The sequence below is a fragment of the Variovorax sp. YR634 genome (assembly GCF_900106655.1).
Classification (GTDB): Bacteria; Pseudomonadota; Gammaproteobacteria; order Burkholderiales; family Burkholderiaceae_C; genus Variovorax.
The window spans coordinates 127,221-146,477 of sequence record NZ_FNOL01000017.1; the positions used below are offsets into that span (position 1 = coordinate 127,221).

19 protein-coding genes are annotated in these 19,257 nt (G+C 68.1%); 10 read left to right on the forward strand and 9 right to left on the reverse strand.

The genetic code is table 11. From position 1 onward, the window contains the following. Window positions 1-5: 5 nt before the first annotated feature. The 3 genes from BLV60_RS24575 to czcI form a co-directional block, all read right to left on the reverse strand. Complete coding sequence (locus BLV60_RS24575; RefSeq protein WP_093057892.1) at window positions 6-1,355, reverse strand: efflux RND transporter periplasmic adaptor subunit; 1,350 nt, start codon at window positions 1,353-1,355, stop codon at window positions 6-8. Between the two features lie 26 nt (window positions 1,356-1,381). Beyond that, window positions 1,382-2,719: a TolC family protein gene (locus tag BLV60_RS24580; RefSeq protein WP_093057893.1), complete on the reverse strand. Its 1,338-nt coding sequence runs from the start codon at window positions 2,717-2,719 to the stop codon at window positions 1,382-1,384. 97 nt (window positions 2,720-2,816) lie between these two features. Next, window positions 2,817-3,191 (reverse strand): cation efflux protein, CzcI family, encoded by a 375-nt coding sequence (gene czcI / locus BLV60_RS24585; protein ID WP_093057894.1) that lies wholly within the window; start codon window positions 3,189-3,191, stop codon window positions 2,817-2,819. 161 nt (window positions 3,192-3,352) lie between these two features. Here czcI and BLV60_RS24590 point away from each other — a divergent pair, with 161 nt between their 5' ends. Together BLV60_RS24590 and BLV60_RS24595 are read left to right on the forward strand one after the other, a co-directional pair. Further along, window positions 3,353-4,030 carry a heavy metal response regulator transcription factor gene (locus BLV60_RS24590; protein ID WP_093057895.1) on the forward strand — a complete coding sequence of 226 codons (678 nt, stop codon included), beginning with the start codon at window positions 3,353-3,355 and terminating at the stop codon, window positions 4,028-4,030. Continuing rightward, window positions 4,027-5,358, forward strand: coding sequence for a heavy metal sensor histidine kinase (locus BLV60_RS24595; protein WP_093057896.1), 1,332 nt, complete (start codon window positions 4,027-4,029; stop codon window positions 5,356-5,358). Before BLV60_RS24590 ends, BLV60_RS24595 begins: the two co-directional genes overlap by 4 nt. On the opposite strand, the gene BLV60_RS24600 is transcribed toward BLV60_RS24595, so the two are convergent. Together BLV60_RS24600 and BLV60_RS24605 are read right to left on the reverse strand one after the other, a co-directional pair. Continuing rightward, window positions 5,355-6,608 (reverse strand): cation:proton antiporter, encoded by a 1,254-nt coding sequence (locus tag BLV60_RS24600; protein ID WP_093057897.1) that lies wholly within the window; start codon window positions 6,606-6,608, stop codon window positions 5,355-5,357. The genes BLV60_RS24595 and BLV60_RS24600 overlap by 4 nt on opposite strands. A gap of 36 nt (window positions 6,609-6,644) precedes the next feature. Continuing rightward, the gene (locus BLV60_RS24605) at window positions 6,645-6,962 is read right to left on the reverse strand and encodes a winged helix-turn-helix transcriptional regulator (RefSeq protein WP_093057898.1); all 318 of its coding nucleotides are present in this window, start codon (window positions 6,960-6,962) and stop codon (window positions 6,645-6,647) included. Between the two features lie 126 nt (window positions 6,963-7,088). On the opposite strand from BLV60_RS24605, the gene BLV60_RS24610 reads away from it, so the two are divergent. Then, the gene (locus tag BLV60_RS24610; RefSeq protein ID WP_093057899.1) at window positions 7,089-7,661 is read left to right on the forward strand and encodes a carboxymuconolactone decarboxylase family protein; all 573 of its coding nucleotides are present in this window, start codon (window positions 7,089-7,091) and stop codon (window positions 7,659-7,661) included. A 16-nt stretch (window positions 7,662-7,677) separates the two neighbouring features. Here BLV60_RS24610 and BLV60_RS24615 read toward each other — a convergent pair whose 3' ends face one another. Further along, window positions 7,678-9,972, reverse strand: coding sequence for a heavy metal translocating P-type ATPase (locus BLV60_RS24615; protein WP_093057900.1), 2,295 nt, complete (start codon window positions 9,970-9,972; stop codon window positions 7,678-7,680). Window positions 9,973-10,042: 70 nt separating this feature from the next. Between BLV60_RS24615 and cadR the strand changes: the two genes are divergently transcribed. Next, complete coding sequence (cadR, locus tag BLV60_RS24620; RefSeq protein ID WP_093057901.1) at window positions 10,043-10,513, forward strand: Cd(II)/Pb(II)-responsive transcriptional regulator; 471 nt, start codon at window positions 10,043-10,045, stop codon at window positions 10,511-10,513. Window positions 10,514-10,535: 22 nt separating this feature from the next. Here the strand turns inward: cadR and cysE are convergent, their stop codons facing one another. Next, window positions 10,536-11,306 (reverse strand): serine O-acetyltransferase, encoded by a 771-nt coding sequence (gene cysE, locus BLV60_RS24625; protein ID WP_093057902.1) that lies wholly within the window; start codon window positions 11,304-11,306, stop codon window positions 10,536-10,538. Between the two features lie 84 nt (window positions 11,307-11,390). Then, window positions 11,391-12,122: an RNA methyltransferase gene (locus BLV60_RS24630; RefSeq protein WP_093057903.1), complete on the reverse strand. Its 732-nt coding sequence runs from the start codon at window positions 12,120-12,122 to the stop codon at window positions 11,391-11,393. Window positions 12,123-12,234: 112 nt separating this feature from the next. Here BLV60_RS24630 and BLV60_RS24635 point away from each other — a divergent pair, with 112 nt between their 5' ends. From BLV60_RS24635 to BLV60_RS24650, 4 genes are read left to right on the forward strand one after another with little or no spacing between them, the layout of a single operon-like run. Continuing rightward, window positions 12,235-13,320: an inositol monophosphatase family protein gene (locus tag BLV60_RS24635; protein WP_093057904.1), complete on the forward strand. Its 1,086-nt coding sequence runs from the start codon at window positions 12,235-12,237 to the stop codon at window positions 13,318-13,320. Window positions 13,321-13,322: 2 nt separating this feature from the next. Then, window positions 13,323-15,575 carry an FUSC family protein gene (locus BLV60_RS24640; protein ID WP_093057905.1) on the forward strand — a complete coding sequence of 751 codons (2,253 nt, stop codon included), beginning with the start codon at window positions 13,323-13,325 and terminating at the stop codon, window positions 15,573-15,575. Then, window positions 15,575-16,648, forward strand: a complete 1,074-nt coding sequence (locus BLV60_RS24645) for a mechanosensitive ion channel family protein (protein ID WP_093057906.1) — start codon at window positions 15,575-15,577, stop codon at window positions 16,646-16,648. The genes BLV60_RS24640 and BLV60_RS24645 overlap by 1 nt, the downstream gene beginning before the upstream one ends. 7 nt (window positions 16,649-16,655) lie before the next feature. Next, window positions 16,656-17,057 (forward strand): YbaN family protein, encoded by a 402-nt coding sequence (locus tag BLV60_RS24650; RefSeq protein WP_256329565.1) that lies wholly within the window; start codon window positions 16,656-16,658, stop codon window positions 17,055-17,057. Window positions 17,058-17,073: 16 nt separating this feature from the next. Here BLV60_RS24650 and BLV60_RS24655 read toward each other — a convergent pair whose 3' ends face one another. Then, window positions 17,074-18,261 (reverse strand): DUF418 domain-containing protein, encoded by a 1,188-nt coding sequence (locus BLV60_RS24655; RefSeq protein WP_093057908.1) that lies wholly within the window; start codon window positions 18,259-18,261, stop codon window positions 17,074-17,076. Window positions 18,262-18,367: 106 nt separating this feature from the next. Here BLV60_RS24655 and BLV60_RS24660 point away from each other — a divergent pair, with 106 nt between their 5' ends. Together BLV60_RS24660 and BLV60_RS24665 are read left to right on the forward strand one after the other, a co-directional pair. Further along, window positions 18,368-18,835, forward strand: coding sequence for a helix-turn-helix transcriptional regulator (locus tag BLV60_RS24660; RefSeq protein ID WP_093057909.1), 468 nt, complete (start codon window positions 18,368-18,370; stop codon window positions 18,833-18,835). A 10-nt stretch (window positions 18,836-18,845) separates the two neighbouring features. Further along, window positions 18,846-19,256: a VOC family protein gene (locus tag BLV60_RS24665; protein ID WP_093057910.1), complete on the forward strand. Its 411-nt coding sequence runs from the start codon at window positions 18,846-18,848 to the stop codon at window positions 19,254-19,256. Window position 19,257 lies beyond the last annotated feature (1 nt).

A 19,257-nucleotide genomic window follows, 5' to 3' on the forward strand; every position in this document is an offset into this window, starting at 1 on the left:
CTTCCTCAGTGGGTGTGCGTGGCCGAGCTCTTGCCCTGCTGCGACTTCACGACGAAGCTGCCGCTGGCCGCATAGGGCGCGCCGGGCTTCAGGCCGCTCACGATCTCGATGCGCTTGCCGTCGCTGCGCCCGGTCTGCACGTGCTGCGGCACAAAGCCGCCGGGCACGCGCAGGAACACGGTCGGCTTGTCTTCCACCGTCTGCACCGCTTCGGCCGATACGGTCACGGGGGCATCCGTCTCGGAGGCCACCAGCTCGACATTCACGAACAGGCCCGGGCGCCAGATGCGCTGCGGGTTCGTCAGCGTGACGCGTGCGGTGGCGGTGCGCGTCTGCGCGCCGATCAGCGAGCCCACGTACGACACCTTGCCGGTCGCGGTCTGGTCGAAGGCGCTGGAGCGGATGCTCACCGGCTCGCCGATGCGCACCAGGTTCAGGTTGTTGGCGGCCACGCTGATCTCGGCCCACACGGTCGATAGATCAGAGATGGTGAAGACGTTGACGGCCTCGCCCACCGATTCGCCGAGCGAGATGTGCTTTTCGACCACCATGCCGTCGAAGGGCGCGCGCAGCTCGTAGCGGCCCAGCGCCGACGAGCCCGGAGTGGCACCGAGTGCCAGCAGCTTCTGGTTGGCATTGGCCACTGCGATCTGCGCTTCCTGCATGGCCTGCTGGGCCTGCAGGTAGTCCTGCTGGGGCGAGATCTTTTCTTCCCACAGTTTCTTCTCGCGCTCGTAGGTGGAGCGGGCCAGCTCCAGCCGGCGCTGTGCCGATTGCAGCGCGCTGCGTTGCTCCGACAACGAAGGGCTCGAAAGCACCGCCAGCACCTGGCCGCGCTTGACCTCCTGGCCGAGGTCGGCCGATACGCTGTCGACCACGCCCGCCACCCGCGGCACCACGTGGGCCGTGCGGTCTTCGTTGAACTTGATTTCGCCGGGCAGTTGCAGTGACGACTTGATGCGCGCGGGGCCTGCGCTCTCGATGGTCATGTCGGCGGCCTTGACCTGCTCGTCGGTGAAGGCGATCTTTTCTTCGTCTTCCTTGTGCTCCGACGTTGCGGCTTTTTCCTTGTCCTTGCCTTCCTCGTGGTGCTCGTTGTCGGCATGGCCCTTGGCCTCGCCGTGATCGTGGTCGTGGTCCTTGCCCTCTTCCTTGGCTTGCTTGCCGCCTTCTTCGTGATGCTCGCCGTCGCCGTGCCCGGCAGCTTCCGAATGGCCGGCCGCTTCGGGCTTGGCGGGTGATGTGCGCAGGATCATCGCGCCCGCGCCGAGGCCCAGCACCAGCACGACCGCGATGGCGATCCATTGCTTCTTGCCGACGCGCTCGGCGAAAGGTTTGCGTTCTTCGGTGTTCATGATGTGTGGAGTTCCTTGCTTGCTTGTCAGCGCGCGACGGGTGGTGTCGCGGCAGAGATGTCGTTGCCTTCGTTGCCCAGCAGTCGGTCGAGGTCACCGGCGGCGCGGTGCGCGTCGGCGAGTGCCAGCAGGTATTGCGCTCGCACCTGGAACAGCGTGCGCTGCGCGTCGAGTGCTTCCAGGAAGCTGAACTTGCCCAGCTCGAAGCCCTTGGTGGCGGCCTTGTAGGCGGTCTCGGCGCCGGGCAGCGCGTCGCGCTGCAGCGTTTCAGCGGTGGCGCGCGCGGAGCGCAGGCGCTCCGAAGCTTGTGCGACATCGGTGCCCAGCTGCAGCTCGGCAGCGACGAGGTCGTCGCGCGCCTTCTCTTCGCGGCTCAGCGCCTCGGCCACGTTGCCGCGGTTGGTGTCGAAGATCGGCAATGGAATCGACAGGCCCACGACCACCTGGTTGCGTCGGCTGCTGCCGGTTTCGCCTTCGGATGCCGGCACACGCTTGGCGCCGAGCGACACGGTCACGTCGGGGATTCGCTTGGCCTGCTCCAGGTCGGACAGCGCCTTGCGCCGCTCGACTTCGAGCCGCGCCTGCTGCACCACGGGCGCCGCGCCCAGGCGGCTGGCCACGTCCTGCACCGGTGCCGGCAGCTGGTCGACAGCGCCATCCACCTGCGTGAAGCGCGGGTTCGGGTTGCCCCACAGCGCGGCCAGCTGCTGGCGCGACGAGCGCAGCGTGCCCTCAGCCTGCAGCAGCTCGACGCGGATGCCGGCCTCGGCCACACGCGCCCTGGTTTCTTCCAGCGGCGAGACCTTGCCGGCGGCCACGCGGTTGGCCGCTGCGCGGGTGGCTGTCTGTGCAAGGCTCACCGAGTCCTGCGCGAGCCGCAGGCGCTCCTGCGCGGTGAGCACGTCGAAAAAGGCGGTGACAGTCGCCGCGCGCACCTCGGCGCGGCGGCCTGCCAGCGCCGACGCGGCCTGGTCGCGCGCGCGTTCGGCCGCCGTCACGCGGGCCGCGCGCTTGCCACCCAGTTCGAGGGGCTGGCTCAGTTGCAGCGTGGTGGTGCGGTTGTCGCGGCGCAGGTCTTCCACCTGCGCGTCGAGCGTGGGGTTGGGCCAGGCGCCGGCCTGGACGATGGCGGCCTCGGTAGCCTCCTGCTCGCGGAACGCGGCAGACAGGCCGGGGTTGGCCTGCAACGCCATTGCAACGGCGTTGCGCAGGGTCAGCGGGCCCGCGGGCTCCAGAGTGCGGGCAGCCGCGTGGGCCTGCTGTGAATACGGGGTGCCGGCAGCGGCCGACACCGCGACCTGTTGTGAAAAAGCCGGGGGCGCCGCAAAGGCCAACATGGCCAGCGGCACGAAGAGCGTGCGCATCGAATTCTCCTGGGTTGCGAAACAACGGACGGACGAATTCGGCGAGAAGAGCTCAGCTGATGATGGGGATCAGAGGGGGTTGTGTTCTCTCGCCGAATCAGAGGGCGAGAGACCAGTCGGGACGGACCGGAACGTCGGAGATGTGCGAGGCAAAGCGCTCGGCAGGCATTGCGCGCAGGGCCTGGGCCACGCGCGCCGCAGCCAGCACCGGCGCCACCGAAGCATCCGCATGCTGGGCATAGCCTGCATGGCAGACCGCGCATTCGCCGACCACTGCATTGGGCTGGGTGCTGGAGTTTTTCTGCGCGCCCTCGCCGCTGTGGCTGCGGTCGGTGCCGCGGGTTTCGCTTTCGTGGTGGCCCCAGTGCTCGGGCTGCGTATCGCGCTCATGCTGGCAATACGCCGATGCCGACGCCCAGCTGAACTGGAACGGCAACAGGACGAGCAGGAAGATGAGGAGCCAGCGGCGCATGGAGGCAAAAAGTATATCGACGGCCTGCGGCGGGCATTCCGGCAATGGCCCTGCGAACTGCAGGCCCGGCGCAATGTATGACACGGGGGTAGGGGTTTGTCCGTCAATAGGATTACCGAAACGTAACCCGCTTATTGAAAGTGCTTCGATACCATGCGGCAATGAGAATACTTGTCATCGAAGACGAGCCCAAACTAGGCGACTACCTAAAAAAGGGGCTGGAGGAGAACGGTTACGTCGTGGACATCGCCCGCGACGGCATCGAGGGGAGATACCTCGCCACAGAGGGGGAATACGCATTGGTCCTGCTCGACGTGATGCTCCCCGGCATCGACGGCTTTGCCGTGCTGCAGGCCATCCGGCGCACAAAGAACGTGCCCGTGCTGGTGCTCACGGCGCGCGACAAGGTCGAAGACCGCGTGCAGGGGCTGCAACAGGGCGCGGACGACTACCTCGTCAAGCCCTTCTCCTTCTCCGAATTGCTGGCCCGTGTGCAGGCCCTGCTGCGACGCGGCAAGCCGCAGGAATCGACCGTGCTGCGGCTGGCCGACCTGGAGGTCGACCTCCTCAGCCGCAAGTGCGTGCGCAACCGCACGCGCCTCGACCTCACGGCCAAGGAGTTCACGCTGCTGCTGGTGCTGCTGCGCCGGCGCGGCCAGATCCTGTCGCGCACCACGCTTGCCGAGCAGGTGTGGGACATGAACTTCGACAGCGACACCAACGTGGTCGAAGTGGCCATCCGGCGCCTGCGCAGCAAGCTCGACGACCCGTTCGAGGTGAAGCTGCTGCACACCGTGCGCGGCATGGGCTACGTCCTCGAAGACCGCTCCTGGTCTTGACCGCCCGGCCGCATTCACTCCAGAGCCGCTTGTCGCTCTGGTTCGCCGCGCAGACCCTGTTCGGGCTCAGCGTGATCTGCTTCGCCATCTACCTCGTCACGGCCTGGAGCTTCGGACAGAAACAGGAAGAGGAGCTCAACCAGAAGGCAGTCCTGGTGGAGCACCTGCTCAAGGAGGCAGAGAAAGGCGGCGACCTCGTCTTCCTGCGGCACAAGCTCGACGACTTCTTCTCGATGCAGGACGACGTGAGCCTGTCGATCTCGCATGCGGGCAAACAGCTTTTCCAGTCCAGTCCCACGGCCGGCGGCCGCTGGATGCGGCGCGACCTCGTGGTGCCTTGGCAGCAGAGTGGCCTGACGACGCAGCTGCAGGTGCAGCTCGGCGTGAACACGGCACAGGAAGCCCGCCTGCTGGAGCGGCTCGCATGGACGCTGCTGGGGGCCGTCGTGCTGGGCACGGCGCTGGTCTCGCTCACGGGCATGTGGCTGGTGCGGCGCGGCCTGCGCCCGCTCAAGGCGCTGGCCCAGCGCACCGCCGCAATGGCGCCCGACAAGGCCAACCGCCCCATCGACGCGATGGACTTCGCCGAGGAACTGCGCCCATGGATCACGCAGTTCAACGCGCTGCTGCTGCGGGTGCAGCGCGCCTACGTGCAGCTCGAATCATTCAACGCCGACGTGGCGCACGAGCTGCGCACACCGCTGGCCAACCTGATCGGCTCCACCGAACTCGCGCTCACGCGCCCGCGCAGCAACGAAGAGCTGCAGACCGTGCTCGCCTCCAACCTCGAAGAGATCGGCCGGCTCTCGGGCATCGTCACCGACATGCTGTTTCTCTCGCAGGCCGAACGCGGCACGCCGATGCGCACGCGGGCGGTGACGAGCCTGGCGGTGCAGGCCGGCGACGTGATCGACTTCTACGACGCCATGCTGGAAGAAGCCGGCCTGCGTGCGGAAGTGAAGGGCGACGCCATGGCCGACGTGGACGCCGCGCTAGTGCGGCGCGCACTCTTCAACCTGCTGGGCAATGCGATCCGCTTCGCGGCGCCGGCTTCGACGATTCGCATCGAGATCGGGGTAGAGAACGACGATGAATTCGCAGTCGCAGTCGTCAACCGTGGCGAGCCGATCGACCCTGCCGCCCTGCCCCGCCTGTTCGAGCGCTTCTACCGCGTGGCGCAGGCGCGGGACGGCTCGACCCGGCACCACGGCCTGGGCCTGTCCATCGTGGAAGCCATCGCGCGCATGCACGGCGGGCGCGTGTTCGCGGCCAGCCAGGGCGGCGAGACGCGCATCGGATTTACTGTGCGGCGCGGCGGCAGCGACTAGGGCTTGGCGTGCGCGGCATCTGCCGCAACCGCTGCCTTGCGGCCGATGAACAGGTTGATCAGCGGCCCCGTCATCGCCGTGGTCACGAGCGCCATCACCAGCAGCATCGTGAAAAGCTCCGGGCCGATCAGGCCCGCGTCGAGGCCGATCTTCATCACGATGAGTTCCATCAGCCCGCGCGCATTCATCAGCGAGCCGGTGGCCAGGCTGTCGCGCCAGCCGTAGCCCGCCATGCGCGCGCCGGCTGCGCCGCCGGCGATCTTGCCGACGGTGGCAACGCCCACGATCAGCAGCATCGCGCCGAGGCTCGCGCCCGAGAAGGCGTTGGACGTGGTGCCCAGCCCCGCCAGCGCGAAAAACAGCGGCATCAGCACGACGATGGAGATCGGCTCGATGCGTTCGGTGAGCGACTTCAGCAGCCGGTCGTCGCGCGGCAGGCAGGCGCCGAACAGGAAGGCGCCGAACACCGCGTGCAGGTGCAGCCACTCGGTGACCAGCGCCGTCGCCAGCAGGCCGAGCATCAGCGCCGCCATCACGGTGGTCGATGGTTCGCCCTCGGGCGCCTTGGCGCGCAGCAGCCGTGCGAAGGCCGGCTTGAGCCCGAAGAACAGCGCCAGCAGCACAACCGCCATGCCCAGCGTGGTCTTGAGCAGGCCCTGGTAGCCCTCGCCCGCGCCGACCATCGCGACCACGAAGGCCAGCAGGATCCAGGCGAACACGTCGACCACGGCCGCAGCGCCCAGCGACAGCTGGCCGAAGGGCGTGCGCGTCATGCCGCGGTCTTTCAGGATGCGCGCCATCACGGGGAAGGCCGTGATCGACAGCGCCGCCGCGATGAACAGCGCAAACGGCCAGAAGCCGACGCCGGCCGGCGCAAGCGTGGGATGCAGCGCCGGCGCAATCGCGATGCCCAGCGCCATCGGCACGACCACGCTCAGCACGCCCACATAGCCCGCCGAGCGAAGCTGCTCACGCACGCCCTGCGACGCCCGCAGCTCCAGGCCGACCACGAACATGAACAGCACCAGCCCCAGCGTCGACAGCGATGAGAGCCCCTGCAGCGACTCCTTGGAAAACAGCTGCGCATGCAGCGAAGGAAACAGCGCGCCCATGACGACCGGCCCGAGCATCAGCCCCGCCGCCATCTCGCCGACCACGCCGGGCTGCCCCACATGGCGAAGCACCCACCCGCACAAACGCGCGGTGGCCAGGATGACGATGAGCTGCAGCAGGAGCGAAGTGACGGACATCGAGGGGTTGGAATCGGTGAAGAAATTCGGCCGATGTTAGTTCGAAGCCGCGTCGTCGAGCCAGCGGTTGGCCCACTGGTTCAGCGGCGTGAGGCGTTTGACGAGTTCGCTGCCCGACTCGGTGAGCACATAGCCTGCGTCGGCAAGCTCGACCACGCCGACGGCACGCAGCTCCTTGAGCCGGTCGTTCAGCACCGAGGGCGACATGTCGTCCGTGCTCACGCGCAGCGCCCTGAAACTCTGCGGCAGGCCGTCGCGCAGCTCCCACAGGATGCGCAGCGTGCCCTTGCGGCCGAGCTGCTCCAGCAGCCGCATGATGGGTCGGCGCGATGCCGTGGGTTGTGCGTCTTCCATGCCGAATCCTTCGAATGACTGATTGGCGAGTGTACGTCCTTGCGCTACGCATTTCGTAGCGATAGACTGCACCCGATCGCTACGATTTCCGTAGCGACTTCATCCACTTCATCGAAGGAATCACCCATGGCCGAGACAGCCGCGAACCGCGCGCCGAGGATCCCCCCACTCGAAGCCCCCTACCCCGAACCCATCGGCGAACTGCTCACGCGCATGACGCCGCCACAGGCGCCCGAGGTCCTCGCGCTGTTCCGCGTGATGGCCGTGAACCCCACGTTGGCCGAGCGCACGCTCGACCTGGGTCGCTACCTGCTGGGCCGCAAGGCAGCCATCAGCCTGCGCGAACGCGAGATCGTGATCCTGCGGGTCTGCGCCCGCTGCGGCGCGGAGTACGAATGGGGTGTGCACTGGGCAGGCTTCGCAGACGCGGCCGGCTTCAGCGAGACCGACCGGCGCGTGATGGCCTCGCCAGACGGTGATCTCTCATTGCTCGCGCCGCGCGACCGGCTGCTGGTGTCGATGGTCGACCAGCTGCACGACACCAGCGACGTGGACGATGCGCTCTGGGAAGCCTTGAACGCACACTGGAGCCACGCGCAACTGGTCGAGCTGATGATGCTCGCGGGGTGGTATCACTCGGTGAGCTATGTGTGCAATGCAGCGCGCGTGCCGCTGGAGAAGTGGGCGGCACGCTGGTAATGCCGACAGCAACGACCTATTTCGGCACGCGCATCAACCGCAGCCCGTTCGCCACCACCAGCAGGCTCGCACCCATATCGGCGAACACCGCCATCCACATCGTCGCGCTGCCGAACACGGCGAGCACGAAGAACACGCCCTTGATGCCCAGCGCGAGCGTGATGTTCTGCCACAGCACCGAATGGGCGCGGCGCGAAAGGCGGATGGTCTCGGGGATGCGGCGCAGGTCGTCGTTCATGATGACCACGTCGGCCGCTTCCATCGCAGTGTCGGTACCGGCCCCGCCCATCGCGAAGCCGATGTCGGCCTGCGCGAGCGCGGGGGCATCGTTGATGCCGTCGCCGGTCATCGCGGCCGCGCCGTAGCGCTGCTGCATGGCCTTGATGGCGTCGAGCTTTTCCTCGGGCAGCAGGTTGCCGCGCACGTCGTCGATGCCGGCGTGGGCGCCGATGGTCTTCGCGGTGGCGGTGTTGTCGCCGGTGAGCATCACGGGCACGACGCCAAGCGCGCGCAACTCCGCCACCGCTGCTTGCGACGATTCCTTGATGGTGTCGGCCACGGCAAACAGCGCGAGCACGGCCTTGTCCGATGCCAGCAGCGTGACAGTGCGGCCCGCTTCTTCATGGCGCTTCAATTCGGCTTCGAGCGACGGCGTGCCCAGGCCACGTTCCTCGATCAGGCGGTGGTTGCCGAGCACGTAGGCCTGCCCCGCGTGCGTGGCCTGCACACCGCGGCCGGGCAGCGCGGTGAAGTCGCCGACCTCGTCCCGCTGGCCCTTCAAGCCTTCGGCGATGGCCTTCGACACGGGGTGATCGGAGCGGCCCGCGATGCTGGCGGCAATGGCGAACATCGTGGCTTCGTTGCCCGATGCGTCGATCAGCACGGACTCGACCAGCTTCGGCTTGCCTTCGGTGATCGTGCCGGTCTTGTCGAGCGCCACAGCCCTGAGCTTGCGCGCTTCTTCGAGATACGTGCCGCCCTTGATGAGGATGCCGCGCCGCGCGGCCGATGCGAGCGCACTCACCACCGTGACGGGCGTGGAGATGACCAGTGCGCACGGGCATGCGATGACCAGCAACACCAGCGCCTTGTAGATGGCCTGCAACCAGGTCCAGTCCATGAACAGCGGCGTGAGCGTCGCGACGGCCAGCGCCAGCACGAAGACGGTGGGCGTGTAGATGGCGGCAAACCTGTCGACGAAGCGTTGCGTCGGCGCGCGGGAGCCCTGCGCCTCTTCGACCGCGTGGATGATGCGTGCGAGCGTGGTGTTGGCCGCCACGGCCGTCACGCGGAATTCCAGCGCGGCGGTCTGGTTGATGGTGCCTGCGAACACGGGATCGCCGATGGTCTTGTCGACCGGAATGCTCTCGCCCGTGACTGGTGCCTGGTCGATGGCGCTGAAGCCGGCGGTGACAACGCCGTCGAGCGGCACGCGCTCGCCGGGGCGGATGCGCGCGATGGTGTTGAGCACCACGGTGTCGGCCATCACGGTCTTCCAACTGCCGTCGGCCTGCTTCACCTCGGCCTGCTCGGGCGCGAGCGCCAGCAGGCTCTGGATGGCGTTGCGCGCGCGGTCCACGGCGCGGGCTTCGATGAGCTCGGCAATCGCATAGAGCGCCATCACCATCGCGGCTTCGGGCCACTGGCCGATGATGAAAGCGCCCGTCACGGCCACGGCCATCAGGGCGTTGATGTTGAGGCGCCCGCGCACCAATGCGCCGAAGCCCTTCTTGTAGGTGTCGAATCCGGCAAGGCCGATGGCACCCAGCGCGAGCACCATCTCGGCGGCCATGAAGCCCTTGCCCTCGAGCCCCATGAAGGAGATCGACTCGGCCGCGATGGCCAGCACCAATGCGGCGACGAGGCGCGCGAGGCCCATGCTCATGCCCGCAATGCGCGCCGGCGCGACGGGTTTCGCGCCTGTCGCTTCGACTACAGGCTCGGGCTTGAAGCCGGCCTTGCGGATTGCATCGAGCGCCAGGGGCAAGGCGGCGGCATCAGCCGTGATCGCCATCGTGCGTTCGCCAAGGCGAAAGCGCAGGCCCTGCACACCGGCTACCGGCTCCAGCGCGCGGCGGATCTCGGACTCTTCGACGGCGCAATCCATCGTGGGAATGCGAAAGAGCAAGGCGCCCTTCGGAATATCGGCCGTATCGGCGGCTGGCGACGAGCCGCAGACCGGATTGCCGCAGCAGGAGGTTTCGGCCGGAGCATGCGCATGCGTGTGTCCGTGCGCATGGCTGTGACCATGGTCGTGATCGTGCGGGTGAAGGGCCGGAGTGACCGGGTTCAGAGTGGTCTGATTCGTCATGGAATCGATTGGAAACCCTGAAGCAGGTGTAGAGTCAACCGCTCATTTCCACTCGTACATTTGCCGCATCATGAAAATCGGTGAACTGGCCAAGGTCGCGAACACGCCGGTCGAAACCATCCGGTACTACGAGCGCGAGCGACTGCTGCCCGAGCCCGCGCGCACCGACGGCAATTACCGCATCTACGACGAAGACCACGCCCAGCGCCTGGGTTTCATCCGCCGTTGCCGCTCGCTGGACATGACCCTCGACGAGATCCGCAGCCTGCTGAAATTTCGCGATGCACCACAGGAAGACTGCGGCGAGGTCAACCAGCTGCTGGACGACCACATCGGCCACGTGGCCGCGCGCATCACCGAGCTCAAGACATTGGAAAAGCAGTTGAAGGCGCTGCGCCAACAGTGCTGTGGCCCCGAATCGGCAAGCGCCTGCGGCATCCTGCAGGAACTGGACACCGCCGCGCTCGCACCCGAGGCCTTCAGCCAGCACGCAGGCCACGTGCATGGGGCGCTGCACGCGCCCGCCAAGCGCGCCGGCTAGTCAGGCCGGCCGGCCGGGCTCGCTATTTGCCGATGAGCTGCGTGAGCTTGTCCGCCTCGAAGCTCTCGTCGCGCGCCGCGTCGCCGGGCACGCAGTCCTTGGTGCCGGGCTGCGCCGACAGCTTCTCGATGGCCTGCCACAACAGCGCGATCTGGTGCTCCTGCCCCGACGCGCTGTCGACCAGCCCGCGCAGCGCCTGGCTCAGCGGGTCATCGTCCAGCGTGATGCCGTAGGCGGAGAACTTCTGCGGCTCGGCCACATCGGCGCTCTCGTCGGTCTTCGACGGGATGATGCGTGCGGGAATGCCCACCGCCGTCGCCCCTGCCGGCACCGGCTTGATGACCACCGCATTGCTGCCGATCTTCGCGCCGTCGCCAACGACGAACCCGCCAAGCACCTTGGCCCCCGCGCTCACCACCACATTGCGTCCCAGCGTCGGATGCCGCTTGGTGCCCTTGTAGAGCGAGGTGCCGCCCAGCGTCACGCCCTGATAGATGGTGCAGCCGTCGCCAATCTCGGCCGTTTCGCCGACCACCACGCCCATGGCATGGTCGAAGAACACCCGCTCGCCGATCTTGGCCGCCGGGTGAATCTCGATGCCGGTCATCCAGCGCGCCCAGTGCGCGATGAAGCGGGCGGGCCACTTGAAGCCATGCGTCCAACAGGCATGCGCCCAGCGATGCAGCACCACGGCATGGAAGCCGGGGTAGACCGTGATCACTTCCCAGGCGCTGCGGGCGGCCGGGTCGCGTTCGAGGATGCACCGGATGTCGGCGCGCAGTCGAGAGAACATCGCTGCCTTTTGTCGTTATATCGATATGGGGCGGGCAGTCTATAACCCGCCGTCATCGCTTACAGGCGATAAGGTTTTAAAAGGCTACGAGCCTCGCGGCGGGCGAGTTGCGTCGCTCATGGCCTTGGCGATGCCGCGCAGGATGTGGATCTCTTCCGGCGTGGGCTGGGCGCGGTTGAAGAGCTGCTGCAGCCTCGGCATGAGCTTCTTGGGCGCCTCGGGGTCGAGAAAGCCGATCTCCACGAGGGAGCGCTCCCAATGGTCGAGCATGCCGGCCACCGCCTGCGCATCGGCCGCCTGCACCGGGTTGATGGCCTCGCGCACCTCGTAGCCGCCGAGCGCCAGCCGCCATTCATAAGCAACCACCTGGATTGCCGCGCCCAGGTTCAGCGAGCCGAACTTCGGGTCGGTCGGGATGCTCAGCGCCACGTTGCAGCGGTAGACGTCTTCGTTCCGCATGCCGAAACGCTCGGAGCCGAACAGGAAAGCCACGTGCTGGTCGCCCTGCTTCGCCAGCGGCTCCAGGTGCTCCCGGGGCGTGCGGGTGGGCGGGCCGAAGTCGCGCGGGATCATGGCCGTGGCGCACAGGTGGGTCACGCCGTCCAGGGCTTCGTCCAGCGTTTCGACGATGCGGGCGTTGGTCAGCACGTCGAGCGCGCCGCTCGCGCGCTGGATGGTTTCCTCGCGCCGCAGCACGTTGGCCCAGCGGGGCGCCACCAGCACGAGGTCGTCGAAACCCATGGTTTTCATGGCGCGGGCGGCGGCGCCCACATTGCCGGCGTGGCTGGTCTGGATCAGGATGAAACGGGTGCGCATGGCGGGTTTGGAGACACTAACGGGCGGAGCCGGTAAAATGCCCGATTCTCGCCGCCCGCATCGCCGGGTCGCCTCCGGGGGACCAACCCCACCGTTCTTCTCACAATCCAGAATGTCGTCCCCCAACCTGCATCCCATGCTCAACGTGGCCGTCAAGGCCGCACGCGCCGCCGGCGCGATCATCAACCGCGCCGCCCTCGACGTCGAGGCCGTGCGCATCTCCCAGAAGCAGGTCAACGACTTCGTCACCGAAGTCGATCACGCCAGCGAAAAAGCGATCATCGAGACGCTGCTTGGCGCATACCCGGGGCACGGCATCCTGGCCGAAGAATCGGGCACCGAATACGGCGCCAAAGACTCCGACTACGTCTGGATCATCGATCCGCTCGACGGCACCACCAATTTCATCCACGGCTTCCCTGTGTACTGCGTGTCCATCGCACTGTCGGTGCGCGGCAAGATCGAGCAGGCCGTGGTCTACGACCCCACCCGCAACGACCTGTTCACCGCCACCAAGGGCCGCGGCGCCTACATGAACGAGCGCCGCATCCGCGTCTCGAAGCGCACCCGCCTCAACGAGTGCCTGATTTCCACCGGCTTCCCGTTCCGCACCGGCGACAACTTCAAGCAGTACCTGGCCATCATGGCGGACATGATGCCCCGCGCGGCCGGCCTGCGCCGCCCCGGCGCCGCTGCGCTCGACCTGGCCTACGTGGCCGCCGGCTTCACCGACGCGTTCTTCGAAACCGGCCTGAACCCCTGGGACGTGGCCGCGGGCTCGCTGCTGGTCACCGAGGCCGGCGGCCTCATCGGCAACTTCACGGGCGAGCCCGAATTCCTCGAACAGCGCGAATGCCTGGCCGGCGCCCCGCGCATCTATGGCCAGCTGGTGCCGCTGCTCGCCAAGTACTCCAAGTTCGCCAACGTCGACGACAAGCTGCGCGCCAGCGACCGCGTGCGCGCCGTGTCCGCCTCGACCAAGTCGAACGCGGACGATGCCTCGGCTGACCTCTACGCCCGCAGCACCGTGGTCGACTTTGCCGACGAAGCTGCCGAAGGCGCCACCCCGGCCGCTGCCGAAGCGAAGCCCGCTCCCCGCAAGCTCACGCGCGTGCGCCGTGACGCGCCCGCCAACGGTGCCTCTCCCCAGTCTTCCCAGCCTTCCCAGCCCCGCGAGGGCGACGCTTCCGCCAAGTGACGATGCTGGGGCCCAACGCCGCGCCCCGCGTTCGTGCCGCTCTGCGCATTGCGCTGAGCCACTACGTCGCGAGCGGGCTCACCGTTGCGCTGGGCCTGCTGTTCATCTCGGGCGGCATCCACTTCTGGCTCGGCACCATCGCGGCCTCGGCCGCCGCCACCGGCGTGATCGTCACCGCGCCGCCCGACCTGCCCGGCCCGCGCCGCGGCAAGTTCTTCCAGATGCTGCCGGCGCCGCTCATCGGCCTGCCGCTGTTCTTTGCCGTGCAGATGCTGCACACCGCGCCAATCCGCCTCGGGCTGCTGCTGGTGCCCGCCACCTTCATGGCCTTCCTGGCCATGGCCTGGGGCAAGCGGGGCATCCCGATCGCGATCGCGGTGATGTTCTCGATGGTGTTCTCCATGGCCACGCCGGCGCCCACCGGCATGGCCGACGCGCTGGAGCGCACCTGGCACTTCGGCCTGGGCGCAGGCCTGTACGTGATCTGGGCCACGCTCGCCAACCTGGCGCTCAACGGGCGCTTTCGCACCCAGTCGGTGGCCGACGTGCTGTATTCGCTGGCCGCGCTCATGCGCACCGAGGCCAGCCAGTTCCTGCCGCAGGACGAAACCCGCGACGTGCGCGACACCCCCGCGCCGGTGCTGGGCCAGCTGCTGCGTGAACAGGCCGCGCTGGCCGACCAGCTGCAGGCCACGCGCGACATCGTGCTCGAATCGCCGCGCACCCCGCGCCGCCAGCGCCTGGCCGCCATGCTGGTGATCGTGCTCGAAATGCGCGACCAGCTGCTGGCCAGCGAGCTCGACCTGGACACCCTGCGTGCCCACCCCGCACACGCCGAGGCGCTGATCGAAATGCGCTGCGTGCTCGAAGAACTCGCCGACGAAACCATCGCGCTGGCCGACGCCCTCATGATGGGCCGCCACCCCGAAGCCGTGGCCGACCGGCGCCCGCGCCTCGCGGCCATCCACGTTTCGGCCGACGACAGCGCAAACATGCACGGTGGAGGCGGCGGCCACATCGGCCCCACGGCTGCCATGCTCGCGCGCGGGCTGGCCAGCCGCATCGGCCACATCAACGACGAGGTGCTGCGCCTGTCGGCCATGGCGCGCGGCGATGCCGAGCCCAACCTTGCCGTGGTGCGCGCCAACTGGCAGCTGTTCGTGAGCCCGACCGACTGGTCGCTGCGCCCCTTCCTCACGCTGTGGCGCTGGGACCAGCCGCCGCTGCGCCACGCCATCCGCGCCGCGCTGGCCATTGCCGCGGGCTACGCCATCGCCGTGTCGATGCCCTGGGGCTCTCACGACTACTGGATCCTGCTGACCATCGTGGTCGTGCTGCGCGGCAGCCTCTCGCAGACGCTGGAGCGCCGCAACGCGCGCGTGGCCGGCACGCTGCTGGGCTGCGTGCTCGCGGTGGGGTTGCTGTCGGCGCACCCGTCGGCGCTGATGCTGCTCGTGATCGTGACCGTGGCGCAGGCCATTGCGCACAGCTTCGCGGTGCGGCGCTACCTCATCACCGCCGTGGCGGCCACCGTGCTCGGCCTGGTGCAGGCCCACATGCTGAACGTGGGCGTGGCGCCCATCTTCGCGCTGTTCGAGCGCATCGCCGACACGCTCATCGGCGCAGCGCTGGCCTGGGGCTTCTGCTACGTGCTGCCCTCGTGGGAGCGCACGCAGATTCCGGCGCTGGTGTCGCGCGTGCTCACCGCGCAGGCCCGGCATGCGCGCCTGGCGCTCGGCCTGGGCCAGCTGCAGGCCATCGACAGCAGCCCCGAGCTCGAATGGCGTCTCGCGCGCCGCGAGGCCTACGACAGCCTCTCGGCGCTGGTGCAGGCCACGCAGCGCTCGCTTTCAGAGCCGCGCGCAGTACAACCGCCGTTGGAGCCGCTCGAACACCTGCAGGCCCACAGCTACCAGTTGCTCGCGCAACTGAGCGCGGTGAAGTCGATGCTCGTGCTGCGGCGCGACCGCCTCACGCCGGCAGAGGTCGAGGGCCCCATCAGCCGCACCGCGCAGCGCATCGAGGCGGCCATCGGAACCACTCCCACCACCGGCCCCTCTCACCCCGAGAGCGCCGGCTCGACCACCGTCGGTGGCCCGATCCCCCTGCCCGACCCGTTCGACAACGACATCAGCCCCTGGCTGCTGCGCCGGCTCGACCTGGCCACGGCCCTGGCCACGCAGCTGCGCGACGACGCGGCGCGAATTCTTCAACCCCTGAACGAGACAACAGCAGCCACGACGACCACCGCCTGATGACCAAAGAGATACTTGCCCACCCCTGGTTCGGCACATGGATTGCCATCCTCGTCGCCATCCCGCTCGCTCTTCTGGTTCACCGCATCGGCGGCCTTGTCCTGAAGCGCATCACCCGCCCCGTACCCACGGTGCACGCGATGGTGATCAACTGCAACGCGCCGGCACGGCTCGTGCTGCCGCTGGTGGCGCTGCTGCTCATCTTCCAGGCGGCGCCTGACGACCTTCGCTTCATCGGCAACGTTCGCCACCTCAACGGACTGCTGCTCATCGCCGCCGCCACCTGGCTCACGGTGAAGGCCATCAGCGGTTTCGCCGACGGCGTGCTGGCGCAGAACCCCTCCGACATCGCCGACAACCTGCAGGCTCGTCGCGTGCTCACGCAGACCCGCGTGCTCGCGCGCACCGCCATGACAGTGGTCGTGGTGGCCGGCGGCGCGATGATGCTCATGACCTTTCCCGGCGCACGCCAGGTGGGTGCGAGCCTGCTGGCCTCGGCCGGCGTGATCGGCATCGTGGCCGGTCTTGCGGCCAAGCCGGTGTTCAGCAACCTCATCGCCGGCCTGCAGATTGCGCTGGCGCAGCCGATCCGCATCGACGACGTGCTGGTGGTCGAAGGCGAATGGGGCCGCGTCGAAGAAATCACCGGCACCTTCGTCGTCATCCGCATCTGGGACGACCGGCGCCTGATCCTGCCGCTGACCTACTTCATCGAGAAGCCGTTCCAGAACTGGACACGTCACTCGGCCCAGCTGCTCGGCTCGGTCTTCATCTACGTCGACTACGGCATGCCGCTCGCGCCGCTGCGCGAAGAGGCAGAGCGCATCGTGAAGGCCGCGCCCGAGTGGGACGGCCGCTTCTTCAACCTGCGCGTGACCGACGCCACCGAGCGCACCATGCAGGTCCGCGTGCTCTGCACCGCCGCCACCTCGGGGCTGGCCTTCGACCTGCGCTGCAGCGTGCGCGAGGGGCTGATCGATTTCATGCAGCGCGAGTACCCGCAGTTCCTGCCGAAGACGCGCATCGCGAGCGAAGGCAACCAGGAGCGCGAACACCAGCAGGCTGTGGCCTGATCCAGCCTTGAAGCCAGAGCCGCCAGCCCCCGAACGGAACTCCCCGCTCACGCGGGCCCTGCTGTACGGCTTTGCGCTGCTGTGCCTGGTGCTCGGCCTCATCGGCGTCGTCGTGCCCGGCATGCCGACGACGGTGTTCATCCTGATGGCCGCCTGGGCCGCCGCCCGCAGCTCGCCGCGGCTGCACGCCTGGCTGCTGAATCACCGCCTGTTCGGCCCGTTGCTGCACAACTGGGCCAACGGCCGTACCGTGAGCCGCCGCGCCAAGTGGAGCGCGACGGCAACGATGGCGGTGTGCGCGGTGATCGTTTCTTTCACCGCACACCGCACCTGGCTCGCCGTACTGGCCATCGCGTGCATGGCGACGGTGCTGGCGTGGCTGTGGTCGCGGCCGCTTCCGCCACCGTAAACGCTGCGATCAGGGATCAGCGCCTGCGGCGCATCGCAGGAAGCGCGAGGTTCGTGAACGCGCGCAGCAGCCACTCCACCGGCCCGTAGACGAAGCGGCTCATCCACCAGCGGCTCAGCACCAGCTGCGCCGCGAAGATCGCGAAAGCAATTGCCGTGGCCGCGAGCGGGCCGACCGTGCCGATCCAGCGCAGCCCGTACGCCAGGAAGAGCCATGCGCACACCAGCGACTGCATCAGGTAGTTGGTCAGCGCCATGCGCCCCGCCGGCGCCAGCAGGCCTTCGAGCACGTGACCGCGCGGCGTCTGCATCAGCAGCACTAGGCCTGAGGCATAGGCGGCGGCAAGAAAAGGCGCCGTCAGCAGCGTGGCCGCGAGGCCGTAGAGCTCGCGGACGGCGTTGTCCAGCCGTATCGACGGAAAGGCATACACCAGGGCCCCTGGCAGCCCGATGGCCAGCCCCCAGAACAGCAGTCGCCGGAACAGCGCGCGATGCGCATCGGCATTTGCGAAGAGTCCGCGCCGCCCGGCGATGAAGCCCGCGAAGAACATCGCCAGCGCCGTCGGCGCCTGCACCAGCCCCGTGACCCACCAGATCTGCGACAGCTCGCGCAGGTGCTGGACGATCACCGTGGCGGGCGTTCCGCGATAGGCCCCCAGTGCCGCAGCCGCCTCGCCGTAGGCATTGCGCATCGTGTCCTGCGGAATGCCGGCCAGCGCCCACAGATAGCCGATGCCGGCCCAGAGCAGCGCCGTCGCCAGCACCAGCCCGACCGCGCAGCGCGCGAGGAACACATCGCTGCGCCGCCGCAGCATCAGCAGCACCGCGCCCAGCACCGCATAGGTGGTGAGGATGTCGCCGTGATACAGCACCACCGCATGCAACAGGCCGATGACCCACAGCGCCCCCAGGCGCCGCAGCAGGCGCGGCGCGAAGGGCTTGCCGTCGCGTTCGGCCGCGCGCATCTGCAAGGTGAAGCTGTAGCCGAAGAGGAAGGAGAACAGCAGGTAGAACTTGGTCTCGAACACCAGCGTCCTGACGAGCAGGGCCGCGCGCTCCAGTGCCGATTGCGCCATCGGATCGGGCACGCCGACGCCGTAGTAGGTCGAGGAAAAGCTCGCGATGTTCACGACCAGGATGCCCAGCAGCGCGAAGCCGCGCAGGGCGTCGACCAGCGACTGGCGTTCGGGGTCGACTTTTCTCATGAGTCCACCATTAGACCAAGCGGCCGATCTGCGATTCAAAAGCCCCTTGATCTCGAACGCCCCACTCGGCTTGAGCACTGCGGCGCACCGTGGCACGATCCGCCGGATGACCAGCAGACCCACCGCTGCGCAGCAACTGCGCGACCTCGCACGGCTGCGCCGCGTTCGCGACCGGATCGACCGCGAATACGCGCAGCCACTGGACCTTGAAACGCTTGCCCGCGACGCGGGCATGTCGGCCGGGCACCTCAGCCGCCAATTCCGCATCGCCTACGGCGAGCCGCCGTATGCCTACCTGATGACGCGGCGCATCGAACGCGCAATGGCGCTGCTGCGGCGCGGCGACCTGAGCGTGACCGAGGTCTGCTTCGCGGTCGGCTGCGGATCGCTGGGCACCTTCACCACCCGCTTCACCGAACTCGTCGGCATGCCGCCCGGCAGCTACCGGCGCCAGGAAGCGAGCGCGACCGAGGGAATGCCTTCGTGCGTGGCCAAGCAGGTGACACGACCGATCAGGAATCGAGAAGCGCCGGCCCTCGAGCCGCAGCTAGCATCGCCACCCCTGCCTACCTAGCACTATCGCCATGAACATCACCATCCACTCGACCTTCCTCCCGCACGACGACCCGGAAACCTCGCTGGCCTTCTACCGCGACACCCTCGGCTTCGAGGTTCGCAACGACGTCGGATACGGCGGCATGCGCTGGATCACGATCGGCCCCGCAGGCCAGCCCGGCATTTCGATCGTGCTGTATCCGCCGGCCGCCACGCCCGGCCTCACCGACGACGAGCGCCGCACCATCGCAGAGATGATGGCCAAGGGCACCTACGCCACGATCCTGTTTGCCACCAAGGATCTCGACGGCGCCTTCGCGCGGCTGCAGGCCGCCAAGGTCGAGATCGTCGAAGAGCCGACCGAACAGCCCTACGGCGTTCGCGACTGCGCCGTGCGCGACCCGGCGGGCAACATGATCCGCATCCAGCAACTGCGCTGAC

What these genes read in the sequence shown, in the direction of transcription:
- BLV60_RS24575 (WP_093057892.1), bottom strand. Translation starts at nt 1,355, where the DNA reads ATGAACACCGAAGAACGCAAACCTTTCGCCGAGCGCGTCGGCAAGAAG.
- BLV60_RS24580 (WP_093057893.1), bottom strand. Translation starts at nt 2,719, where the DNA reads ATGCGCACGCTCTTCGTGCCGCTGGCCATGTTGGCCTTTGCGGCGCCC.
- czcI (WP_093057894.1), bottom strand. Translation starts at nt 3,191, where the DNA reads ATGCGCCGCTGGCTCCTCATCTTCCTGCTCGTCCTGTTGCCGTTCCAG.
- BLV60_RS24590 (WP_093057895.1), top strand. Translation starts at nt 3,353, where the DNA reads ATGAGAATACTTGTCATCGAAGACGAGCCCAAACTAGGCGACTACCTA.
- BLV60_RS24600 (WP_093057897.1), bottom strand. Translation starts at nt 6,608, where the DNA reads ATGTCCGTCACTTCGCTCCTGCTGCAGCTCATCGTCATCCTGGCCACC.
- BLV60_RS24605 (WP_093057898.1), bottom strand. Translation starts at nt 6,962, where the DNA reads ATGGAAGACGCACAACCCACGGCATCGCGCCGACCCATCATGCGGCTG.
- BLV60_RS24610 (WP_093057899.1), top strand. Translation starts at nt 7,089, where the DNA reads ATGGCCGAGACAGCCGCGAACCGCGCGCCGAGGATCCCCCCACTCGAA.
- BLV60_RS24615 (WP_093057900.1), bottom strand. Translation starts at nt 9,972, where the DNA reads ATGACGAATCAGACCACTCTGAACCCGGTCACTCCGGCCCTTCACCCG.
- cadR (WP_093057901.1), top strand. Translation starts at nt 10,043, where the DNA reads ATGAAAATCGGTGAACTGGCCAAGGTCGCGAACACGCCGGTCGAAACC.
- cysE (WP_093057902.1), bottom strand. Translation starts at nt 11,306, where the DNA reads ATGTTCTCTCGACTGCGCGCCGACATCCGGTGCATCCTCGAACGCGAC.
- BLV60_RS24630 (WP_093057903.1), bottom strand. Translation starts at nt 12,122, where the DNA reads ATGCGCACCCGTTTCATCCTGATCCAGACCAGCCACGCCGGCAATGTG.
- BLV60_RS24635 (WP_093057904.1), top strand. Translation starts at nt 12,235, where the DNA reads ATGTCGTCCCCCAACCTGCATCCCATGCTCAACGTGGCCGTCAAGGCC.
- BLV60_RS24640 (WP_093057905.1), top strand. Translation starts at nt 13,323, where the DNA reads ATGCTGGGGCCCAACGCCGCGCCCCGCGTTCGTGCCGCTCTGCGCATT.
- BLV60_RS24645 (WP_093057906.1), top strand. Translation starts at nt 15,575, where the DNA reads ATGACCAAAGAGATACTTGCCCACCCCTGGTTCGGCACATGGATTGCC.
- BLV60_RS24655 (WP_093057908.1), bottom strand. Translation starts at nt 18,261, where the DNA reads ATGAGAAAAGTCGACCCCGAACGCCAGTCGCTGGTCGACGCCCTGCGC.
- BLV60_RS24660 (WP_093057909.1), top strand. Translation starts at nt 18,368, where the DNA reads ATGACCAGCAGACCCACCGCTGCGCAGCAACTGCGCGACCTCGCACGG.
- BLV60_RS24665 (WP_093057910.1), top strand. Translation starts at nt 18,846, where the DNA reads ATGAACATCACCATCCACTCGACCTTCCTCCCGCACGACGACCCGGAA.